A 17,639-nucleotide genomic window follows, 5' to 3' on the forward strand; every position below is an offset into this window, starting at 1 on the left:
ATCCACATTTTTTGTTGATAACATGTGGATTATAATTATTTTAATAGTAAATTTTATAAAAATTATAATTTTTTTTATGCTTTATTCTTTAGGAGGATTTATGAACATCAAGGAAATATGGAAAAACACACTATTAGTAATGAAAACCGAAGTGACAGAAGTTAGTTTTAATACATGGCTTAAAACTATTGAACCAATTACAATCAATGAAAATGTATTTATCTTATCAATACCAAATACTTTCAATAAGGAAATTGTAGAAGGAAGATATTCCTCTTTAATTGCAAATGCCGTAAAGCAAATTACTAATAAAAACTATTTACTTGAATTTATAGTTCCTAGTGAAAGTTCTAGTACAAATTTAACAATTGATAAAGATATTGAGCGCACAAAAATTATTAATTCTAATCTTTTTGATAAACCAATACTTAATCCAAAATACATTTTTAACGAATTTGTAATTGGTAACAGTAATCGATTTGCTCATGCTGCTTCTCTTGCAGTTGCTGAGTCACCAGCTAAAGCATATAATCCTTTATTTATATATGGAGGGGTTGGACTAGGAAAAACTCATCTTATGCATGCTATAGGACATTATATTTTAGAAAAAAATCCTGCTGCAAAGGTTGTTTATGTCTCAAGTGAAAAATTTACTAATGAATTAATTAATTCTATAAAAGACGATAAAAATGTTGAATTTAGAAATCGATATAGAACTATCGATGTTTTATTAGTTGATGATATTCAATTTATCGCTGGTAAGGAAAGAACACAAGAAGAGTTTTTCCATACTTTTAACGCTTTATATGAAGCTAATAAACAAATAATAGTTTCAAGTGATCGACCACCAAAAAATATTCCTACTTTAGAAGAAAGATTACGTTCTAGATTTGAATGGGGATTAATTACTGATATACAGGCACCTGATTTCGAAACTAGAATCGCAATTCTAAGAAAAAAGGCAGAAACTGATAATATTCAAATTCCTAATGACGTATATGAATTTATAGCTAAAAATATTAAATCAAATATTCGTGAACTAGAAGGAGCTTTGACTAGAATTATTGCATATTCTTCTCTTACTAATAAAGAAATAAATGAAGATCTTGCGCTCGAAGCTTTGAAAGATATAATTTCTTCTTCTAAACCTAAAAAAATTGATTCTGAGTATATTATTAAATTTATTTCTGAATACTTTAATATTAAAGAAGTTGATTTAATTTCAAAAAAGAGAACTAGAACAATTTCATATCCAAGACAAATTGCTATGTATATTTGCAGAGAACTCACTGATTTATCACTTCCTAAAATTGGAGAAGAATTTGGCGGAAGAGATCATTCTACCGTAATTCATGCATATGATAAAATTTCAAATGAAATGAAAAACAATTTAGATACAAATAATAAAATTAATAAAATGATTAAAGATATACAAAATGAATAATTAACATAATTATGTTAGTTATTATTTATAAATTGTTTATAAGTTTTATCATTTTTTATATACTGTTTTTTATAAATATAACTATAGTTATTAACATGTTAATATTCTTTTAAATTGTTATCAAAACTATATTCTGTTCGTTATTAACATATTAACAGTGCCTATTACTATTACTATTTATTATTATTATATATATTTATCTCATTTATAACATTCTTTAAGGAGGTTATCCACATGAATTTCTCATGTAACCAAACTATATTATCTGATTCTATTAATATAGTTCAAAAAGCTGTTTCTTTAAAAACTACAAAACCGATATTAAAAGGAATTCTTTTAAAAGCCTATAATAACCAATTAAAGCTAGTAGGTAATAATTTAAGTATTGGTATTGAAAATACCATAGAAGCTAATGTAAAAAAAGAGGGATCAATAGTGATATCTTCAAAACTATTTGGAGAAATTATTAGAAAATTACCTAATGAAACTATTAACTTTAGTGTTAATGAAAATAACGTAATTGATATTACTTGTTTAAATACTAAATTTTCTATACAAGGTCAATCAGCTCTTGAATTTCCTGAAATTGAAGAAATAGATAATACTGAAGAATATGAAATTAATTCGCTTATATTTAAAAATATGATTCGTCAAACTATATTTGCAATAAGCTTAGATGATTCAAGACCTATACTTACAGGTTCGTTAATTGAAATAAAAAATGATAATTTATCAATGGTATCAATTGATGGATATAGATTATCATTAAAAAATATTTCAATTGATTCAGATTTTGTAAATAAAGCTGTAATACCAGGAAAAACATTAAGTGAAGTAAATAAAATATTATCTCAATTAAATGAAAATAATGAAAAAATAAAAATTTCTATAACTGATAAGCATATAATGTTTAACATAGAAAAAATTAAAATAATATCAAGATTATTAGATGGAGAATTTATTAAATATGATCAAATTATTCCAAATGAATTTAATAGTATTGTAAAAATTAATACTTCTGAATTACTGCGTAGCATAGAAAGGGCTTCTCTTTTAGCAATAGAAAGTAAAAGTAATACAATAAAAATGATATTTAAAAACTCTAATTTAAATATATCTACTAATGTTGAAATAGGTAGTGTTGATGAAAATGTAGATATCGAATTAAAAGGTAAAGAAATTGAAATAGGTTTTAATCCTAAATACTTAATGGATGCACTAAAAATTATAGACAGTGAAGAAGTAATAATGAAACTTACTACAAGTGTTAGTCCTTGTATAATTAAACCAGTTGATGACGAAAGTTATACTTATTTAATTTTACCAGTTCGATTATCATAAAGTAATTTTAAGCATAAAATTAATGGAGGAAAAATGAAAGTTATTGAAATAAAAACAGAATTTATAAAATTGGATCAATTTTTAAAATTTTCAAATGTTATTGGCTCTGGTGGAATAGCAAAATTAATAATAAAAGATGGTCTTGTAAGAGTTAATGATGAAGTGTGCCTTCAAAGAGGAAAGAAAATAAGAAATAATGACTTAGTAGAAATAAGTTTTTATGATGATAATGGAAATATTGATAAAATTATAAAATTAAAAGTTAAACAAATATAATAAGTTGAAAGTAGGAATTTTTCCTACTTTTTAATTTGTTATGAGCTTAAACACTTTCAGCGCTTTGCCACGGGCTTTTAGCCCTATGCAAAATTATAAAATAATTCGTTTTCGTGAGTTAACTCACTACACTACTTATTTTATAATTTTACGCACTGCTTTTATTTTTCGCGAGATTTGTTTATTGCTTTTTAAAAGTGTATAATGGAGTAGTTTAGAATTGCATTTATTTTGCATAATAATAGGAGTGAGAAGTGTATATTAAAGAGATCAAACTTATAAATTTTAGAAATTATGAAGAATTAAAAATTGATTTTTCTAATAACGTTAATATTATTATGGGAAATAATGCTCAAGGGAAGACTAATTTAATTGAATCTATTTATTTATCAGGGTTTGGTAAATCCTTTAGAACTTCAAAAGAAAATGATATTATTAATATAAATAAAGATTTTTTATTTGTTAGAATTACATTTGTAAAAAAAAATAGAGAAAATACTATTGAATACAAAATAATAAATAATAAAAAAAAGGAAATTAAAATAAATAATAATAGTATAAAAAAAATTTCAGATTTACTTGGAATAATAAATATTGTTATTTTTTCTCCAGATGATTTAAAATTGATTAAAAATTCTCCTTTAGAAAGAAGAAAATTTATTGATAGAGAATTAAGTCAAATGAATAATGCGTATTGTAAAAATTTAATAGAATATCATAAAATTCTAAATCATAGAAATAAACTGCTTAAACAAATATTTTTTAATAATAAATTAAAAGATACTTTAGATATATGGAATAAAAAATTAGTTGAAATTGGGATTGTTATAATTATAAAAAGAAGAGAATTTATAAAAAATTTATCTTCTATATCAAATAAAATTCATAAAAATATTACTAATAATTTAGAAAATCTAAGTATTATATATGAACCAAATATAAAAAGTAGTTTATCAAACAATAATAAAAATATAGAAATTGAATTTAGTGAATTATTAACTAAAAATATTGAAGTAGATATAAAAAGAGGTTATACTTCAATTGGTCCACATAGAGATGATATAAGTTTTTTTATTAATGATATAGATGTAAAAAAATATGGATCACAAGGTCAACAGAGAACTTCAGTACTTTCATTAAAATTATCTGAAATAGAATTAATTTACAATGAAACGAAAGAATATCCTATTTTGTTACTTGATGATGTTATGAGTGAATTAGATATAAATAGACAGAATGATTTAGTTAAAACTTTAAATAAAGTTCAAACTATAATAACCACAACAGATGTTAATAATATTCATATAAATAATATTAATAAATCAACTTTATTCAAAGTTGATTCTGGAAAAATAGTAAAAATATAGTCTGGGGGTAAAAATGACTAATAAAGTAAATCAGGAGTATAATGCTGATCAAATACAAGTTTTAGAAGGACTTGATCCAGTTAGAAAAAGACCGGGAATGTATATTGGTTCAACAAGTTCAAGAGGATTACATCATTTGGTTTACGAAATTGTAGATAATAGTATTGATGAAGCAATGGCAGGTTTTTGTAGTGAAATTGATGTCATAATAGGAAAAGACAATACCATTAGTGTTACAGATAATGGTAGAGGTATGCCAGTAGATATGCATCATAAATTAAAAAAATCTGCAGTTGAAGTAATACATACAGTACTTCATGCAGGTGGAAAATTTGGCGGCGGCGGTTACAAGGTATCTGGTGGTCTTCATGGTGTAGGTGCATCAGTAGTAAATGCACTTTCTGAATGGTTTATTGTAGAAGTAAAAAGAAATAATAAAATTTATGAGATAAAATTTGAAAGAGGAAAAAAAACAAGTGATTTAAAAGTTATTGGAGAAACTGATATAACTGGTTCAAAAACAATATTTAAACCAGATCATTTAATTTTTGAAAATTTAATTTATGATTATTCTATTTTAGAACATAGATTAAGAGAATTAGCTTTTTTAAATAAAGGTATAAAAATAAATCTTTCAGATGAAAGAAATGAGGAAATTAAGAAAATTTCTTTTCATTATGAGGGTGGAATAAAAGAATTTGTTAGCTATTTAAATAAAAATAGAACTACTATCCATGAAAAAATAATATATGGAGAGCAAGTTAATTTAAAAAATAGTGTTGAAATTTCTCTTCAATACACAGATGGATATAATGATAATGTTTTTACTTTTGCTAATAACATAAATACGCACGAAGGTGGAGTTCACTTAAGTGGATTTAAAAGTGCATTAACTAGATCAGTTAATGATTATGCAAGAAAAAAAGGTATTTTAAAAGAAAAAGATGATAATCTTAATGGTGAAGATATAAGAGAAGGTATTACAGCAATAATATCAGTTAAACTTGAAGATCCTCAGTTTGAAGGACAAACTAAAACAAAGCTTGGAAATAGCGAAATTAGAGGAATTGTAGAATCTTTTACTTTTAGTATGGTATCAGATTATTTAGAAGAAAATCCTATTGAAGCAAAAGTAATAATAGAAAAATGCCAAAGAGCTGCAAAAGCAAGAGAAGCTGCAAGAAAAGCAAGAGAATTAACAAGAAGAAAAGGTTTACTTGATGGTTTTACACTTCCTGGTAAACTAGCAGATTGTTCTGAGAAAGATCCTAGTCTTTGTGAAATATATATTGTCGAAGGGGATTCTGCCGGTGGTTCTGCTAAACAAGGTAGAAATAGAGCAACTCAAGCAATACTTCCTCTAAGAGGAAAAATTTTGAATGTTGAAAAATCTAATTTTGCTAGAATATTTAATTCTACTGAAATTAGAGCAATGATTACAGCATTTGGATGTGGAATAGGTGATGAATTTAATATAGAAAAACTAAGATATCATAAAATTGTTATAATGACGGATGCCGATGTAGATGGAGCTCATATTTCAACACTTCTTTTGACATTTTTATTTAGATATATGAGACCATTAATTGATAACGGTTATATTTATATAGCACAACCACCACTTTATAAAGTTAAAAAAGGGAAAACAGAGCATTACACATATTCTGATAAAGAGTTAGAATTATTATTAGCAGACATAGGAAAAACAGGAATAAGTATTCAAAGATACAAAGGTCTTGGAGAAATGAATCCTGAACAACTTTGGGATACTACTATGGATCCAGAAACAAGAACTATGATTAAAATAAATATAGATGATGCTATTGATGCTGATTTAACTTTTTCCACATTAATGGGTGAAAAAGTTGAGCCTAGAAGAGAATTTATTGAAGAAAATGCTAAGTATGTTACAAATTTAGATTTTTAGAGGGGTAATAATTTTGGAAAATAGAGATAAAATTATTAATATTGATATTAGTAAAGAAATGAAAAAATCTTATATTGATTATGCTATGAGTGTAATTGTTAGCCGTGCACTTCCAGATGTTAGAGATGGATTAAAACCAGTTCATAGAAGAATATTATATTCTATGAATGAAAATAATTTTACTCCAGAAAAACCACATAGAAAATCAGCGCGTATTGTCGGTGATGTACTTGGTAAGTATCATCCACATGGTGATTCTTCTGTTTACAATGCCATGGTTAGAATGGCTCAAGAATTTTCTATTAGACATCCATTAATTGATGGACATGGTAACTTTGGATCTATTGATGGAGATAGTGCAGCTGCAATGAGGTATACTGAAGCAAGGATGACAAAACTTGCAACAGAAATGCTTAGAGATATAGAAAAAAATACAGTTGATTATACAATGAATTTTGATGAAACTTTAAAAGAACCTGTTGTACTTCCATCTAGATTTCCTAATCTATTAGTAAATGGTTCAAATGGTATTGCTGTTGGTATGGCAACGAGTATTCCTCCACATAATTTAGGTGAAATAATTGATGGTACAATAAGATTAATTGATTTTCCCGATAGTAATGTAGAAGATTTAATTGAGATTGTAAAAGGACCTGATTTTCCAACTGGTGCTACTATTATGGGAATGGAAAGTTTTAAAAAAGCTTATAGAACTGGAAAAGGTAGTGCTGTAGTAAGAAGTAAAATAGATATAGAAGAAATAAGAAAAAACAAAATGGCAATTATTGTAACAGAAATTCCATATCAAGTAAATAAATCAAAATTGCTTGAAAATATTGCTGATTTAGTTAAGAATAAAAAAATTGATGGTATTACTGATTTAAGAGATGAAAGTGATAGAAATGGAATTAGAGTTGTAATTGAACTAAGAAAAGATGCAAATGCAAATGTAATATTAAACAAATTATATAAACATACTCAATTGCAGAGTACATATTCAATGAATCTAATTGCATTAGTAGATGGAGTTCCAAAATTATTAAATTTATATCAAATACTTTATTACTATTTAGAACATCAAAAAGACGTTGAAACTAGAAGAGTTAATTTTGATTTAAATAAAGCAGAAGCGAGATCACATATATTAGAAGGTTTAATAATAGCATTAAGTAATATAGATGAAATTATAAAATTAATAAGAGGTAGTAATAGTACGGCAGAAGCAAAAAAAAGCCTAATTGAAAGATTTGAATTATCAGAAATTCAAGCTCAGGCTATTTTAGATATGAGGCTTCAAAAATTAACTGGACTTGAAAGAGGTAAGATTGAATCAGAACATAAAGAATTACAAAAATTAATAAGTCATTTAATTGAAATTATTCAAGATGAAAAATTACTATTAGCTATTATAAAAGAAGATTTAATAAGAATAAAAAATAAATTTAATGATGAACGAAGAACAAAAGTCGAATTTATGATGGATGAAATTGATTTAGAAGACTTAATAGAAGAAGATGAAGTTGTAGTTACTCTAACACATAAAGGCTATATTAAGAGAGTTTCTTTAAAAGAATATAGCTCACAAAAAAGAGGTGGAAGAGGAAAAGCTGGAATGATAACAAAAGATGAAGATTTTCTAGAACACATCTATACTACATCTACACATGATTATATTTTATTTTTTACTAATCTAGGTAAAGTTTATAGACTAAAAGGTTATAATATTCCTGATGGTTCAAGAATTTCAAAAGGGACAGCAGTTGTTAATTTACTGGAATTAGATAGTGATGAAATAGTAACATCAATTATACCTATAAAAGATTTTGAAAAAGGTTATTTAATGCTTTGTACTAAAAATGGTATTGTTAAAAAAACTTTACTAAATAAGTATGATACATCAAGAAAGTCAGGTTTAATTGCAGTAAATTTAAAAGAAAATGATGAACTTATATCTGTAAAAGTTACAGATGGTAATGATGAAATTATGATAGTAACTGAAAAAGGTAAATCAATTAGATTTAAAGAATCTGATGTTAGAGAAATGGGAAGAACTGCTACTGGAGTTATTGGAATTAGACTTGATAATAGTGACAAAGTAGTTATGCTTGAAAAAATTAAAGAAGAATCTAAACTACTTGTTGTAAGTAAAAATGGTTATGGAAAACGAACTAAATTGAAAGAGTATAAAGTTCAATCTCGTGGTGGTAAAGGTATAAAAACTTACAATGTAAGTGCTAAAACTGGAAATTTAATAGGTGCGTTAATTGTTAATGAAGATGATGAACTTATTATTATTAATAATAATGGAATACTTATTAGAATAATAGTTTCAGAAATTTCCGTTTCAGGTAGAGCTACAAGTGGTGTTACACTTATGAGAACGGATAAAGAAAATTATGTAGTATCTATTGCTAAAGTAATAGAAGAAGAAGAAGAAGAAATTGAAATAAAAATAGAAGAATAATGTTTAAAAATGAAAAAAGGGGTTATATATTAATTATAACCCCCTTTAATATGTTTTAGATATTTGAATCCGTAAGGATTCTTTTTTTTGTTTGAATAAAAATTTTACTTATAAATATAAAATAATACTAACTTTTTATTCGACATCAATATTTTTATGATATTATATAATAAAAAGGAAAAGATAGGAGGAATAATTTTGTCACTTGTAATTAATAAAAATTTAATTGAATCTGAGGATATTTGGTCTATTGATTTAGAAGGCGATGTTGATATTAATACATCTAATAAACTTAAAGAAGAAATTAATAGTTTATTAGATGAGAGAGAAGCAAATGTAGAATTAAATTTTAAGGAATTATCTTATATAGATAGTACAGGCCTTGGGGTGTTAATTAGTATATTAAAAAGAGTTAAAAAAAATGAAAATAAAATAGTTGTAAAAAATTCGAAGAAAAATGTTTTTAAACTTTTTAAAATTACAGGATTAGATAAAGTATTTGAATTAAAATAATTATTAAGAGGTGAAATAAAAAATGAAAGATAGTATTTTAATTTCATTACCATTGAAATCAGAATATATTAGTGTTGCAAGATTAACGGCTTCAATAATTGCAAATAAAGTAGGTTTTGATATAGAAGAAATTGAAGATATAAAAGTTGCAATAGGTGAAGCATGTAATAATGCAGTTCTACATGCTAATAAAGAAGGAGAGTTTAATATTAAGTTTGAAGTAAGTGAAAATACATTTGAAGCTGAAATAATTGATAATGGAAGAGGTTTTGAATATAATAATTATAAAACTCCAGATTTAGAGAATCCAAAAGATCATGGTTTAGGAATTTTTATTATGAAAAGTTTAATGGATAATGTGGAAGTTAATTCTATAAAAAATATTGGAACTTCAATAAAATTAACAAAAACATTAATAGGAGTACAATAATTATATTTAATTAATTAATTAATTAGGGGCTGATTAAATGGATAGTGTAACAACCTCAAATATTAATATCGATATTAAATCAATAGATATGAGTAATTTAAAAAGTATAGATGCAAAATTACTTTTTAGAATTTATAAAGATTCTAAAAGCATTGATATTCGAAATGAATTAATAAAGAGATATATTTATATAGCAGAAATTCTTTCTAAAAAATATATAAATAAAGGTATAGACTATGAAGATCTTTTTCAAGTCGCGTCTTTAGGTTTGATTTATGCAATAGAAAGATTTGATGTAGATAGAGGTTTTGAATTTTCAAGTTTTGCAACACCTACAATAATTGGTGAAATAAAAAAGTATTTTAGAGATAAAGGTTGGTCAGTAAGAGTACCAAGAAGAATTCAAGAACTATCTAAAAAAATAATTTTCGCTAAAAGTAAATTACAACAAGAACTTCAAAAAATTCCTAAAATTAAAGATATTGCAGAATATTTAAATTGTACCGAAGAGCAAGTTCTAGAAGCTATGGAAGCTTCACAAGTCTATACGCCAAAGTCATTAGATATAAGTTATGACAGTAAAGGTGATGATAAAGATATTCAATTACTTGACATTGTTGGTAAAGAAGATAAATATTTTGATGTATTTGAAAATAAAGATTTTATTGATAAATGTTTTATGAAATTAAATGAAGTAGAGAAAAAAATTATCTATGGTAGATTTTTTGAAAATAAAACTCAAATACAAATAGCAAATGAATTAAATGTGTCACAAATGACGATTTCTAGAATGGAGAAAAAAGTAATAAAAAAATTTAGAAAAGAGTATTTGAAAATTAGTGAAATATAAATAAAAAGAAAGAAAAATGAAAAAGAATTTCATTTTCCTTTCTTTTTTTAGTATGATGATTTTTTAAAATGTTATAAAGCCCATATTTTTTTTTGCTTTATCAAGAACTTTAGTTGCAACTTCATTTGCTCTTTTTGAACCTTCTTTAAGCACATCAAAAGCTTCACCACTTTTTAAAATTCTAGTATAATCATTTTGAATAGTAAATAAAGAATCATTAATTGTATTAACAAGATCTTTCTTTAAATTTCCATAACCTTGATTAATATACTTAGTTTCTAATTCTTCAATAGAAATATCAGTAAGGCTTGAATATATAGTTAATAAATTACTTACACCAGGTTTATTAGCTAAATCATATTTAATTAACATTTCACTATCAGTTGTAGATTTCATAATTGATTTTTTAACTTTATTTGGAGAGTCTAATAAAGAAATTTTACTATGAGTATTAGGATTACTTTTACTCATTTTTGTTGTAGGATCATCTAAAGACATGATTCTAGCACCTTTTTTAGATATTAAAGGCTCAGGTATAACAAATGTGTCTCCAAATTTATTATTAAATCTAATGGCTATATCTCGAGTTAGCTCCAAATGTTGTTTTTGATCATCACCGACAGGAACATAGTTGGTATCATAAAGAAGTATGTCAGCAGCCATTAAAATAGGATAAGTGTATAAACCTGTAGAAAAAGCTTTTTTTCCTTTGCTTTTTTCTTTAAATTGCGTCATTCTACTTAGTTCGCCTAAGTATGTGTTACATTGTAAAAGCCAAGCTAATTCAGCATGTGCGGAAACTTGAGATTGTAAAAACAAAGTTGACTCGTTTGGATTTATACCAATAGCCATATATAATGCAGCAAGTTGTAGTGAATTTTCATATAATTTTTTTGGATCTTGTGGGACAGTTATTGAGTGTAAATCAACAACACAGTAGTAACAGTCTTTATATTTTTGAAGATTTACAAAATTTTTCATAGTAATATAATTACCTAAAGTGATTTCTCCAGAAGGTTGAACGCCAGATAAAACTCTTTTCATAAAGTACCTCCTTAATAGTTATTAAATTCAATAGAATTTTTTATTTAGTCTTAATGGTATTATATATATTTTCAGATTTAAAAACAAGATATTTAAAATATGAAAATATATAGAAGTAAGTGAATAAAAAAATTGACTTATAAATTCTAAACAATACTCTTTTGAGTTTAGAATATCCAATTTCAAAAATGAGGCAGATTAGAATTTTAAGTATTTAAAAAAACTATATTAATGTAAGAAAAAGAAAAATTATATAATTACTATTAATAAAAGTATTAGATTTATAATATCATAAAAAAAGTGTTGACATTGAATAATAATAATGATATTCTATAACAGTTGCTGATGAGAGCGAGAGCGAGTCAAGGCAACAAAGAAAGTTTTAAGAAATAAAAAAAACATGTTGACAAAGCAAATGAAAATGTGTTATGATTATTGAGTCGTCCGGTGAGGAAGACAAAGAAAAATTGAACTTTGAAAACTGAACAGTAAAAACGTAAGGTTTGATAGAATTAACGAGTAGTTTTAATTTATCGACGAGCGAAATGAAGGAATGTATTTAATACATGACTGAGTTGAGTGAGGAAGAGAAATTAAAAATACGAAGTAAATTGTATTAAACAAGCGGAACCTAGTCAAAATGATGAAGGAAACAAACTTGCGAGCAAGTATAAAAAACGAACTTGAAGAAACAAGTATAAAAACGCCAGCAAATTTTTTTAAGAGTTTGATCCTGGCTCAGGATGAACGCTGGCGGCGTGCCTAACACATGCAAGTCGAGCGTGAAGTTAATGAATGAACCTTCGGGCGAATGAATTGATGGAAAGCGGCGGACGGGTGAGTAACGCGTGGGTAACCTACCCTATACAAAGGGATAGCCACTGGAAACGGTGATTAATACCTTATAAGACCACAGAATTGAGTGATTCAGTGGTAAAAGCTCCGGCGGTATAGGATGGACCCGCGTCTGATTAGCTAGTTGGTAGAGTAACGGTTTACCAAGGCGACGATCAGTAGCCGACCTGAGAGGGTGATCGGCCACACTGGAACTGAGACACGGTCCAGACTCCTACGGGAGGCAGCAGTGGGGAATATTGCACAATGGGCGCAAGCCTGATGCAGCAACGCCGCGTGAGTGATGAAGGCTTTCGGGTTGTAAAACTCTTTTCTAAGGGAAGATAAAAGACGGTACCTTAGGAATAAGCACCGGCTAACTACGTGCCAGCAGCCGCGGTAATACGTAGGGTGCAAGCGTTATCCGGAATCATTGGGCGTAAAGGGTGCGTAGGTGGTTTAACAAGTCAGAAGTGAAAGGCAACGGCTCAACCGATGTAAGCTTTTGAAACTGTTAGACTTGAGTGCAGGAGAGGAAAGTGGAATTCCTAGTGTAGCGGTGAAATGCGTAGATATTAGGAGGAACACCAGTGGCGAAGGCGACTTTCTGGACTGTAACTGACACTGAGGCACGAAAGCGTGGGGAGCAAACAGGATTAGATACCCTGGTAGTCCACGCCGTAAACGATGAATACTAGGTGTCGGGAGTCGAATCTCGGTGCCGGAGCTAACGCATTAAGTATTCCGCCTGGGGAGTACGTACGCAAGTATGAAACTCAAAGGAATTGACGGGGACCCGCACAAGCAGCGGAGCATGTGGTTTAATTCGAAGCAACGCGAAGAACCTTACCAAATCTTGACATCTATATGACCTATTCTTAATCGAGTATTTCTCTTCGGAGACATATAAGACAGGTGGTGCATGGTTGTCGTCAGCTCGTGTCGTGAGATGTTGGGTTAAGTCCCGCAACGAGCGCAACCCCTATTTTTAGTTGCCATCAGGTCAAGCTGGGCACTCTAGAGAGACTGCCGGTGACAAACCGGAGGAAGGTGGGGATGACGTCAAATCATCATGCCCCTTATGATTTGGGCTACACACGTGCTACAATGGTCGGTACAACGGGCAGCTAAGGAGTGATCTGGAGCGAATCCTAAAAAGCCGATCTCAGTTCGGATTGTAGGCTGCAACTCGCCTACATGAAGTTGGAGTTGCTAGTAATCGTGAATCAGAATGTCGCGGTGAATGCGTTCCCGGGTCTTGTACACACCGCCCGTCACACCATGGAAGTTGGGGGCACCCGAAGCCGGTGATCTAACCACGTAAGTGGAGGAAGCTGTCGAAGGTGAAATCAATGACTAGGGTGAAGTCGTAACAAGGTAGCCGTATCGGAAGGTGCGGCTGGATCACCTCCTTTCTAAGGAGACTAAAGGTTTATTACTGTTCAGTTTTGAAAGTTTAATACTTTCAAACTAAAAAGATGATTTGTGAAGTAAGTGACACAGAAGTGTCAAGCAAATTATCACAAATTATGGGGGCGTAGCTCAGTTGGGAGAGCACCTGCCTTGCACGCAGGGGGTCAGGAGTTCAAGTCTCCTCGTCTCCACCATAGATGCAAAGTTATAACGAAAAATCATGATATTACAACAATGTTATAATATCATGGTGGAAAATATAATGATGCATTTGCTAAATACAACTTTAATAAGTAGTTGTATGATGCATTCGCTAATACAACTAAAAAAACTGTTGTATGATGCGTTCGCTAAACTAATGTTTAGCTCTTCGCGCTAACGCACGAAATCAAATTTTAAATTATACGCATTATACAAATAAATTTGTAAATGCTTAATAAGTTAAAATTTGGCATCTGCTAAAAGTTCGCGCATATTGTTCTTTGAAAACTGCATATGGATAAAAAACGAGAAGACAAAAGAAACAAATGAAACAAGTTTAAAAAGCGAAAGCTGTTTAAATAAAGTTATTACTATTAAAGTAGTAACACTCATCGTTTAACGAAGTTTATGCAAATAAATTAGTTAAACAAAAGGTTTTCATTAAAATTTACGAACAGTTCAAGGAAACGATGAGCTAAAAAGCGCGCGTATCTAATACGCAAGTGATTTAGCGAAGAGATGACGAAGAAATGTGAAGTAAATTATAATGAAAAAAAAGGTCAAGAGAATAAGAGCATAGGGCGGATGCCTTGGCACTAGGAGCCGATGAAGGACGTGGTAAGCTGCGAAAAGTTTCGGGGAGCTGCAAGCGAGTGTAGATCCGGAAATGTCCGAATGGGGAAACCCGGCTAGTTTAATAACTAGTCATCCATAACTGAATAAATAGGTTATGAGAAGGAAACTCAGGGAACTGAAACATCTAAGTACCTGAAGGAAGAGAAAGAAAAATCGATTCCCTAAGTAGCGGCGAGCGAACGGGGAAGAGCCCAAACCGACATCTACGGAAGTCGGGGTTGTGGATAGAGAATAAAGTGATGGAGGTAGTCTAGCCGAATCGTATGGGAATGCGAACCGAAGATGGTGAAAGTCCAGTAGGCGAAAGATGAAGACCCGCGACTCTAATCCAGAGTACCACGGAGCACGTGAAACTTTGTGGGAAACAGGGAGGACCATCTCCCAAGGCTAAATACTACCTAGTGACCGATAGAGAATAGTACCGTGAGGGAAAGGTGAAAAGAACCCCGGGAGGGGAGTGAAAAGAACCTGAAACCCTATGTTTACAAGCACCGGAAGTTCCATACGAGAACAACCGGGTACTTTTTGTAGAACGGGCCAACGAGTTACGATATGTAGCGAGGTTAATTGTTTAAGACAAGGAGCCGAAGCGAAAGCGAGTCTTAAGAGGGCGAATTAGTTGCATGTCGTAGACCCGAAACCGGGTGACCTATCCATGAGCAGGGTGAAGCAAAAGTAAAATTTTGTGGAGGCCCGAACCCATATCTGTTGAAAAAGGTTGGGATGACTTGTGGATAGCGGAGAAATTCCAATCGAACTCGGAGATAGCTGGTTCTCCCCGAAATAGCTTTAGGGCTAGCCTTAAATGATGAGATCCGGAGGTAGAGCACTGAATGGCCTAGGGGTTTTCACCGACTACCGAAGCCTATCAAACTCCGAATGCCGGAATCTTTAATTTAGGAGTCAGACTACGTATGATAAGATTCGTGGTCGAAAGGGAAACAGCCCAGACCAACAGCTAAGGTCCCAAAATGTAGATTAAGTGGGAAAGGATGTGCAGTTGCTTAGACAACTAGGATGTTGGCTTAGAAGCAGCCACTCATTTAAAGAGTGCGTAATAGCTCACTAGTCGAGTGATTGTGCGCCGAAAATTACCGGGGCTAAAATCTACTACCGAAGCTTTGGCATATACTATCGTATATGGGTAGGGGAGCATTCTGCATGGAGCGAAGCAGTACCGTAAGGAGCTGTGGACTTTGCAGAAGAGAGAATGTTGGCATGAGTAGCGAGAGGCAGGTGAGAATCCTGCCCACCGAAAACCTAAGGGTTCCTGAGGAAGGTTCGTCCGCTCAGGGTAAGTCAGGACCTAAGGCGAGGACGAAAGTCGTAGTCGATGGACAACAGGTAAAGATTCCTGTACCACCGTTTATTGTATGAAAGAAGTGGTGACACAGAAGGATAGGTTAAGCGTACGAATGGAAGAGTACGTCCAAGCACAGAGTTAGATATGTTAGGTAAATCCGGCGTATTGTTCATATGATGTGTGATGGGGAGTGAAAAACAAGTAACGAAGTAACTGATTTCACACTGTCAAGAAAAGCCGCTATTTAGATAAAAGGTGCCTGTACCGTAAACCGACACAGGTAGGTAGGTAGAGAATACTAAGGTGAGCGAGATAACTATTGTTAAGGAACTCGGCAAAATGACCCCGTAACTTCGGGAGAAGGGGTGCCGATCTAGGTTCAGAGCTAAGGTCGGCCGCAGAGAATAGGCCCAAGCGACTGTTTACCAAAAACACAGGTCTCTGCTAAATCGAAAGATGAAGTATAGGGGCTGACGCCTGCCCGGTGCTGGAAGGTTATGAGGAGATGTTAGCGTAAGCGAGGCATTGAATCGAAGCCCCAGTAAACGGCGGCCGTAACTATAACGGTCCTAAGGTAGCGAAATTCCTTGTCGGGTAAGTTCCGACCCGCACGAAAGGCGTAACGATTTGGGCGCTGTCTCAACAATAGACTCGGTGAAATTGTAGTACCGGTAAAGATGCCGGTTACCCGCAGCAGGACGGAAAGACCCCGTGGAGCTTTACTGCAGCTTGGCGCTGGACTTTGATATATAATGTACAGAATAGGTGGGAGACTGTGATACATGAACGCCAGTTTGTGAGGAGTCGCCTTTGGGATACCACCCTTTGTATATCAGCGTTCTAACCTGGTACCGTGATCCGGTACAGGGACAATGTCAGGCGGGCAGTTTGACTGGGGCGGTCGCCTCCCAAAGAGTAACGGAGGCGCTCAAAGGTTCCCTCAGAATGGTTGGAAATCATTCAAAGAGTGCAAAGGCAGAAGGGAGCTTGATTGCGAGACATACAGGTCGAGCAAGTACGAAAGTAGGACTTAGTGATCCGGCGGTACCGAATGGAAGGGCCGTCGCTCAACGGATAAAAGCTACCCCGGGGATAACAGGCTTATCTCCCCCAAGAGTCCACATCGACGGGGAGGTTTGGCACCTCGATGTCGGCTCGTCTCATCCTGGGGCTGAATTAGGTCCCAAGGGTTGGGCTGTTCGCCCATTAAAGAGGCACGCGAGCTGGGTTCAGAACGTCGTGAGACAGTTCGGTCCCTATCCGCTGTGGGCGCAGGAAATTTGAGAGAATCTGTCCTTAGTACGAGAGGACCGGGATGGACATACCAATGGTGTATCAGTTGTTCTGCCAAGAGCATAGCTGAGTAGCTAAGTATGGAAAGGATAAGCGCTGAAGGCATCTAAGCGCGAAGCCCCTCTTAAGATAAGATTTCCCATCACTTCAAGTGAGTAAGACCCCAGGTAGAAAATCTGGTTGATAGGTCTAGGGTGAAAGTGCAGCAATGTATGAAGCTGATAGATACTAATAGGTCGAGGTCTTGACCACAAGAAAAAAACGTTTAATCCATATGCAGTTTTGGAAGAACAATTCCAAATA

Annotated in this window: 10 protein-coding genes, 1 tRNA gene and 2 rRNA genes; 12 read left to right on the forward strand and 1 reads right to left on the reverse strand. The window is 31.6% G+C overall.

Going from position 1 to position 17,639, the window contains the following annotated elements; translation table 11 throughout:
• Positions 1–100: 100 nt before the first annotated feature.
• The 9 genes from dnaA to AACH12_RS00045 all read left to right on the forward strand — a co-directional run bounded on the left by dnaA (position 101) and on the right by AACH12_RS00045 (position 10,612).
• Positions 101–1,444: a chromosomal replication initiator protein DnaA gene (gene dnaA / locus AACH12_RS00005; RefSeq protein ID WP_338536042.1), complete on the forward strand. Its 1,344-nt coding sequence runs from the start codon at positions 101–103 to the stop codon at positions 1,442–1,444.
• A 234-nt stretch (positions 1,445–1,678) separates the two neighbouring features.
• Positions 1,679–2,785, forward strand: coding sequence for a DNA polymerase III subunit beta (dnaN, locus tag AACH12_RS00010; RefSeq protein ID WP_338536043.1), 1,107 nt, complete (start codon positions 1,679–1,681; stop codon positions 2,783–2,785).
• Positions 2,786–2,818: 33 nt separating this feature from the next.
• Entirely contained in the window at positions 2,819–3,061 is a 243-nt protein-coding gene (locus tag AACH12_RS00015) for an RNA-binding S4 domain-containing protein (RefSeq protein ID WP_338536044.1), read from the forward strand.
• Between the two features lie 254 nt (positions 3,062–3,315).
• Positions 3,316–4,428 (forward strand): DNA replication/repair protein RecF, encoded by a 1,113-nt coding sequence (gene recF / locus AACH12_RS00020; protein WP_338536045.1) that lies wholly within the window; start codon positions 3,316–3,318, stop codon positions 4,426–4,428.
• Between the two features lie 13 nt (positions 4,429–4,441).
• Complete coding sequence (gyrB, locus tag AACH12_RS00025; protein WP_338536046.1) at positions 4,442–6,355, forward strand: DNA topoisomerase (ATP-hydrolyzing) subunit B; 1,914 nt, start codon at positions 4,442–4,444, stop codon at positions 6,353–6,355.
• Between the two features lie 13 nt (positions 6,356–6,368).
• Positions 6,369–8,819: a DNA gyrase subunit A gene (gene gyrA, locus AACH12_RS00030; protein WP_338536047.1), complete on the forward strand. Its 2,451-nt coding sequence runs from the start codon at positions 6,369–6,371 to the stop codon at positions 8,817–8,819.
• A gap of 198 nt (positions 8,820–9,017) precedes the next feature.
• On the forward strand, positions 9,018–9,332 hold the full coding sequence (locus AACH12_RS00035; RefSeq protein WP_338536048.1) for an STAS domain-containing protein: 315 nt from the start codon (positions 9,018–9,020) through the stop codon (positions 9,330–9,332).
• Between the two features lie 22 nt (positions 9,333–9,354).
• Positions 9,355–9,762: an ATP-binding protein gene (locus AACH12_RS00040; RefSeq protein WP_338536049.1), complete on the forward strand. Its 408-nt coding sequence runs from the start codon at positions 9,355–9,357 to the stop codon at positions 9,760–9,762.
• 37 nt (positions 9,763–9,799) lie between these two features.
• Complete coding sequence (locus AACH12_RS00045; RefSeq protein ID WP_463670993.1) at positions 9,800–10,612, forward strand: SigB/SigF/SigG family RNA polymerase sigma factor; 813 nt, start codon at positions 9,800–9,802, stop codon at positions 10,610–10,612.
• Positions 10,613–10,675: 63 nt separating this feature from the next.
• Here the strand turns inward: AACH12_RS00045 and trpS are convergent, their stop codons facing one another.
• Positions 10,676–11,656 carry a tryptophan--tRNA ligase gene (gene trpS / locus AACH12_RS00050; protein WP_338536050.1) on the reverse strand — a complete coding sequence of 327 codons (981 nt, stop codon included), beginning with the start codon at positions 11,654–11,656 and terminating at the stop codon, positions 10,676–10,678.
• Between the two features lie 715 nt (positions 11,657–12,371).
• Between trpS and AACH12_RS00055 the strand changes: the two genes are divergently transcribed.
• From AACH12_RS00055 to AACH12_RS00065, 3 genes are all read left to right on the forward strand, one after another.
• Positions 12,372–13,905: ribosomal RNA gene (locus tag AACH12_RS00055) — 16S ribosomal RNA — on the forward strand.
• Positions 13,906–14,021: 116 nt separating this feature from the next.
• Positions 14,022–14,097: transfer RNA gene (locus AACH12_RS00060), tRNA-Ala, on the forward strand.
• A 565-nt stretch (positions 14,098–14,662) separates the two neighbouring features.
• Positions 14,663–17,588, forward strand: a 23S ribosomal RNA gene (locus tag AACH12_RS00065).
• The 16S and 23S rRNA genes sit together here with 1 tRNA gene alongside, the layout of an rRNA operon.
• The last annotated feature ends 51 nt before the right edge of the window (positions 17,589–17,639 follow it).

Origin of the sequence: Helicovermis profundi (assembly GCF_033097505.1) — a bacterium.
Lineage (GTDB): Bacteria > Bacillota > Clostridia > Peptostreptococcales > Acidaminobacteraceae > Helicovermis > Helicovermis profundi.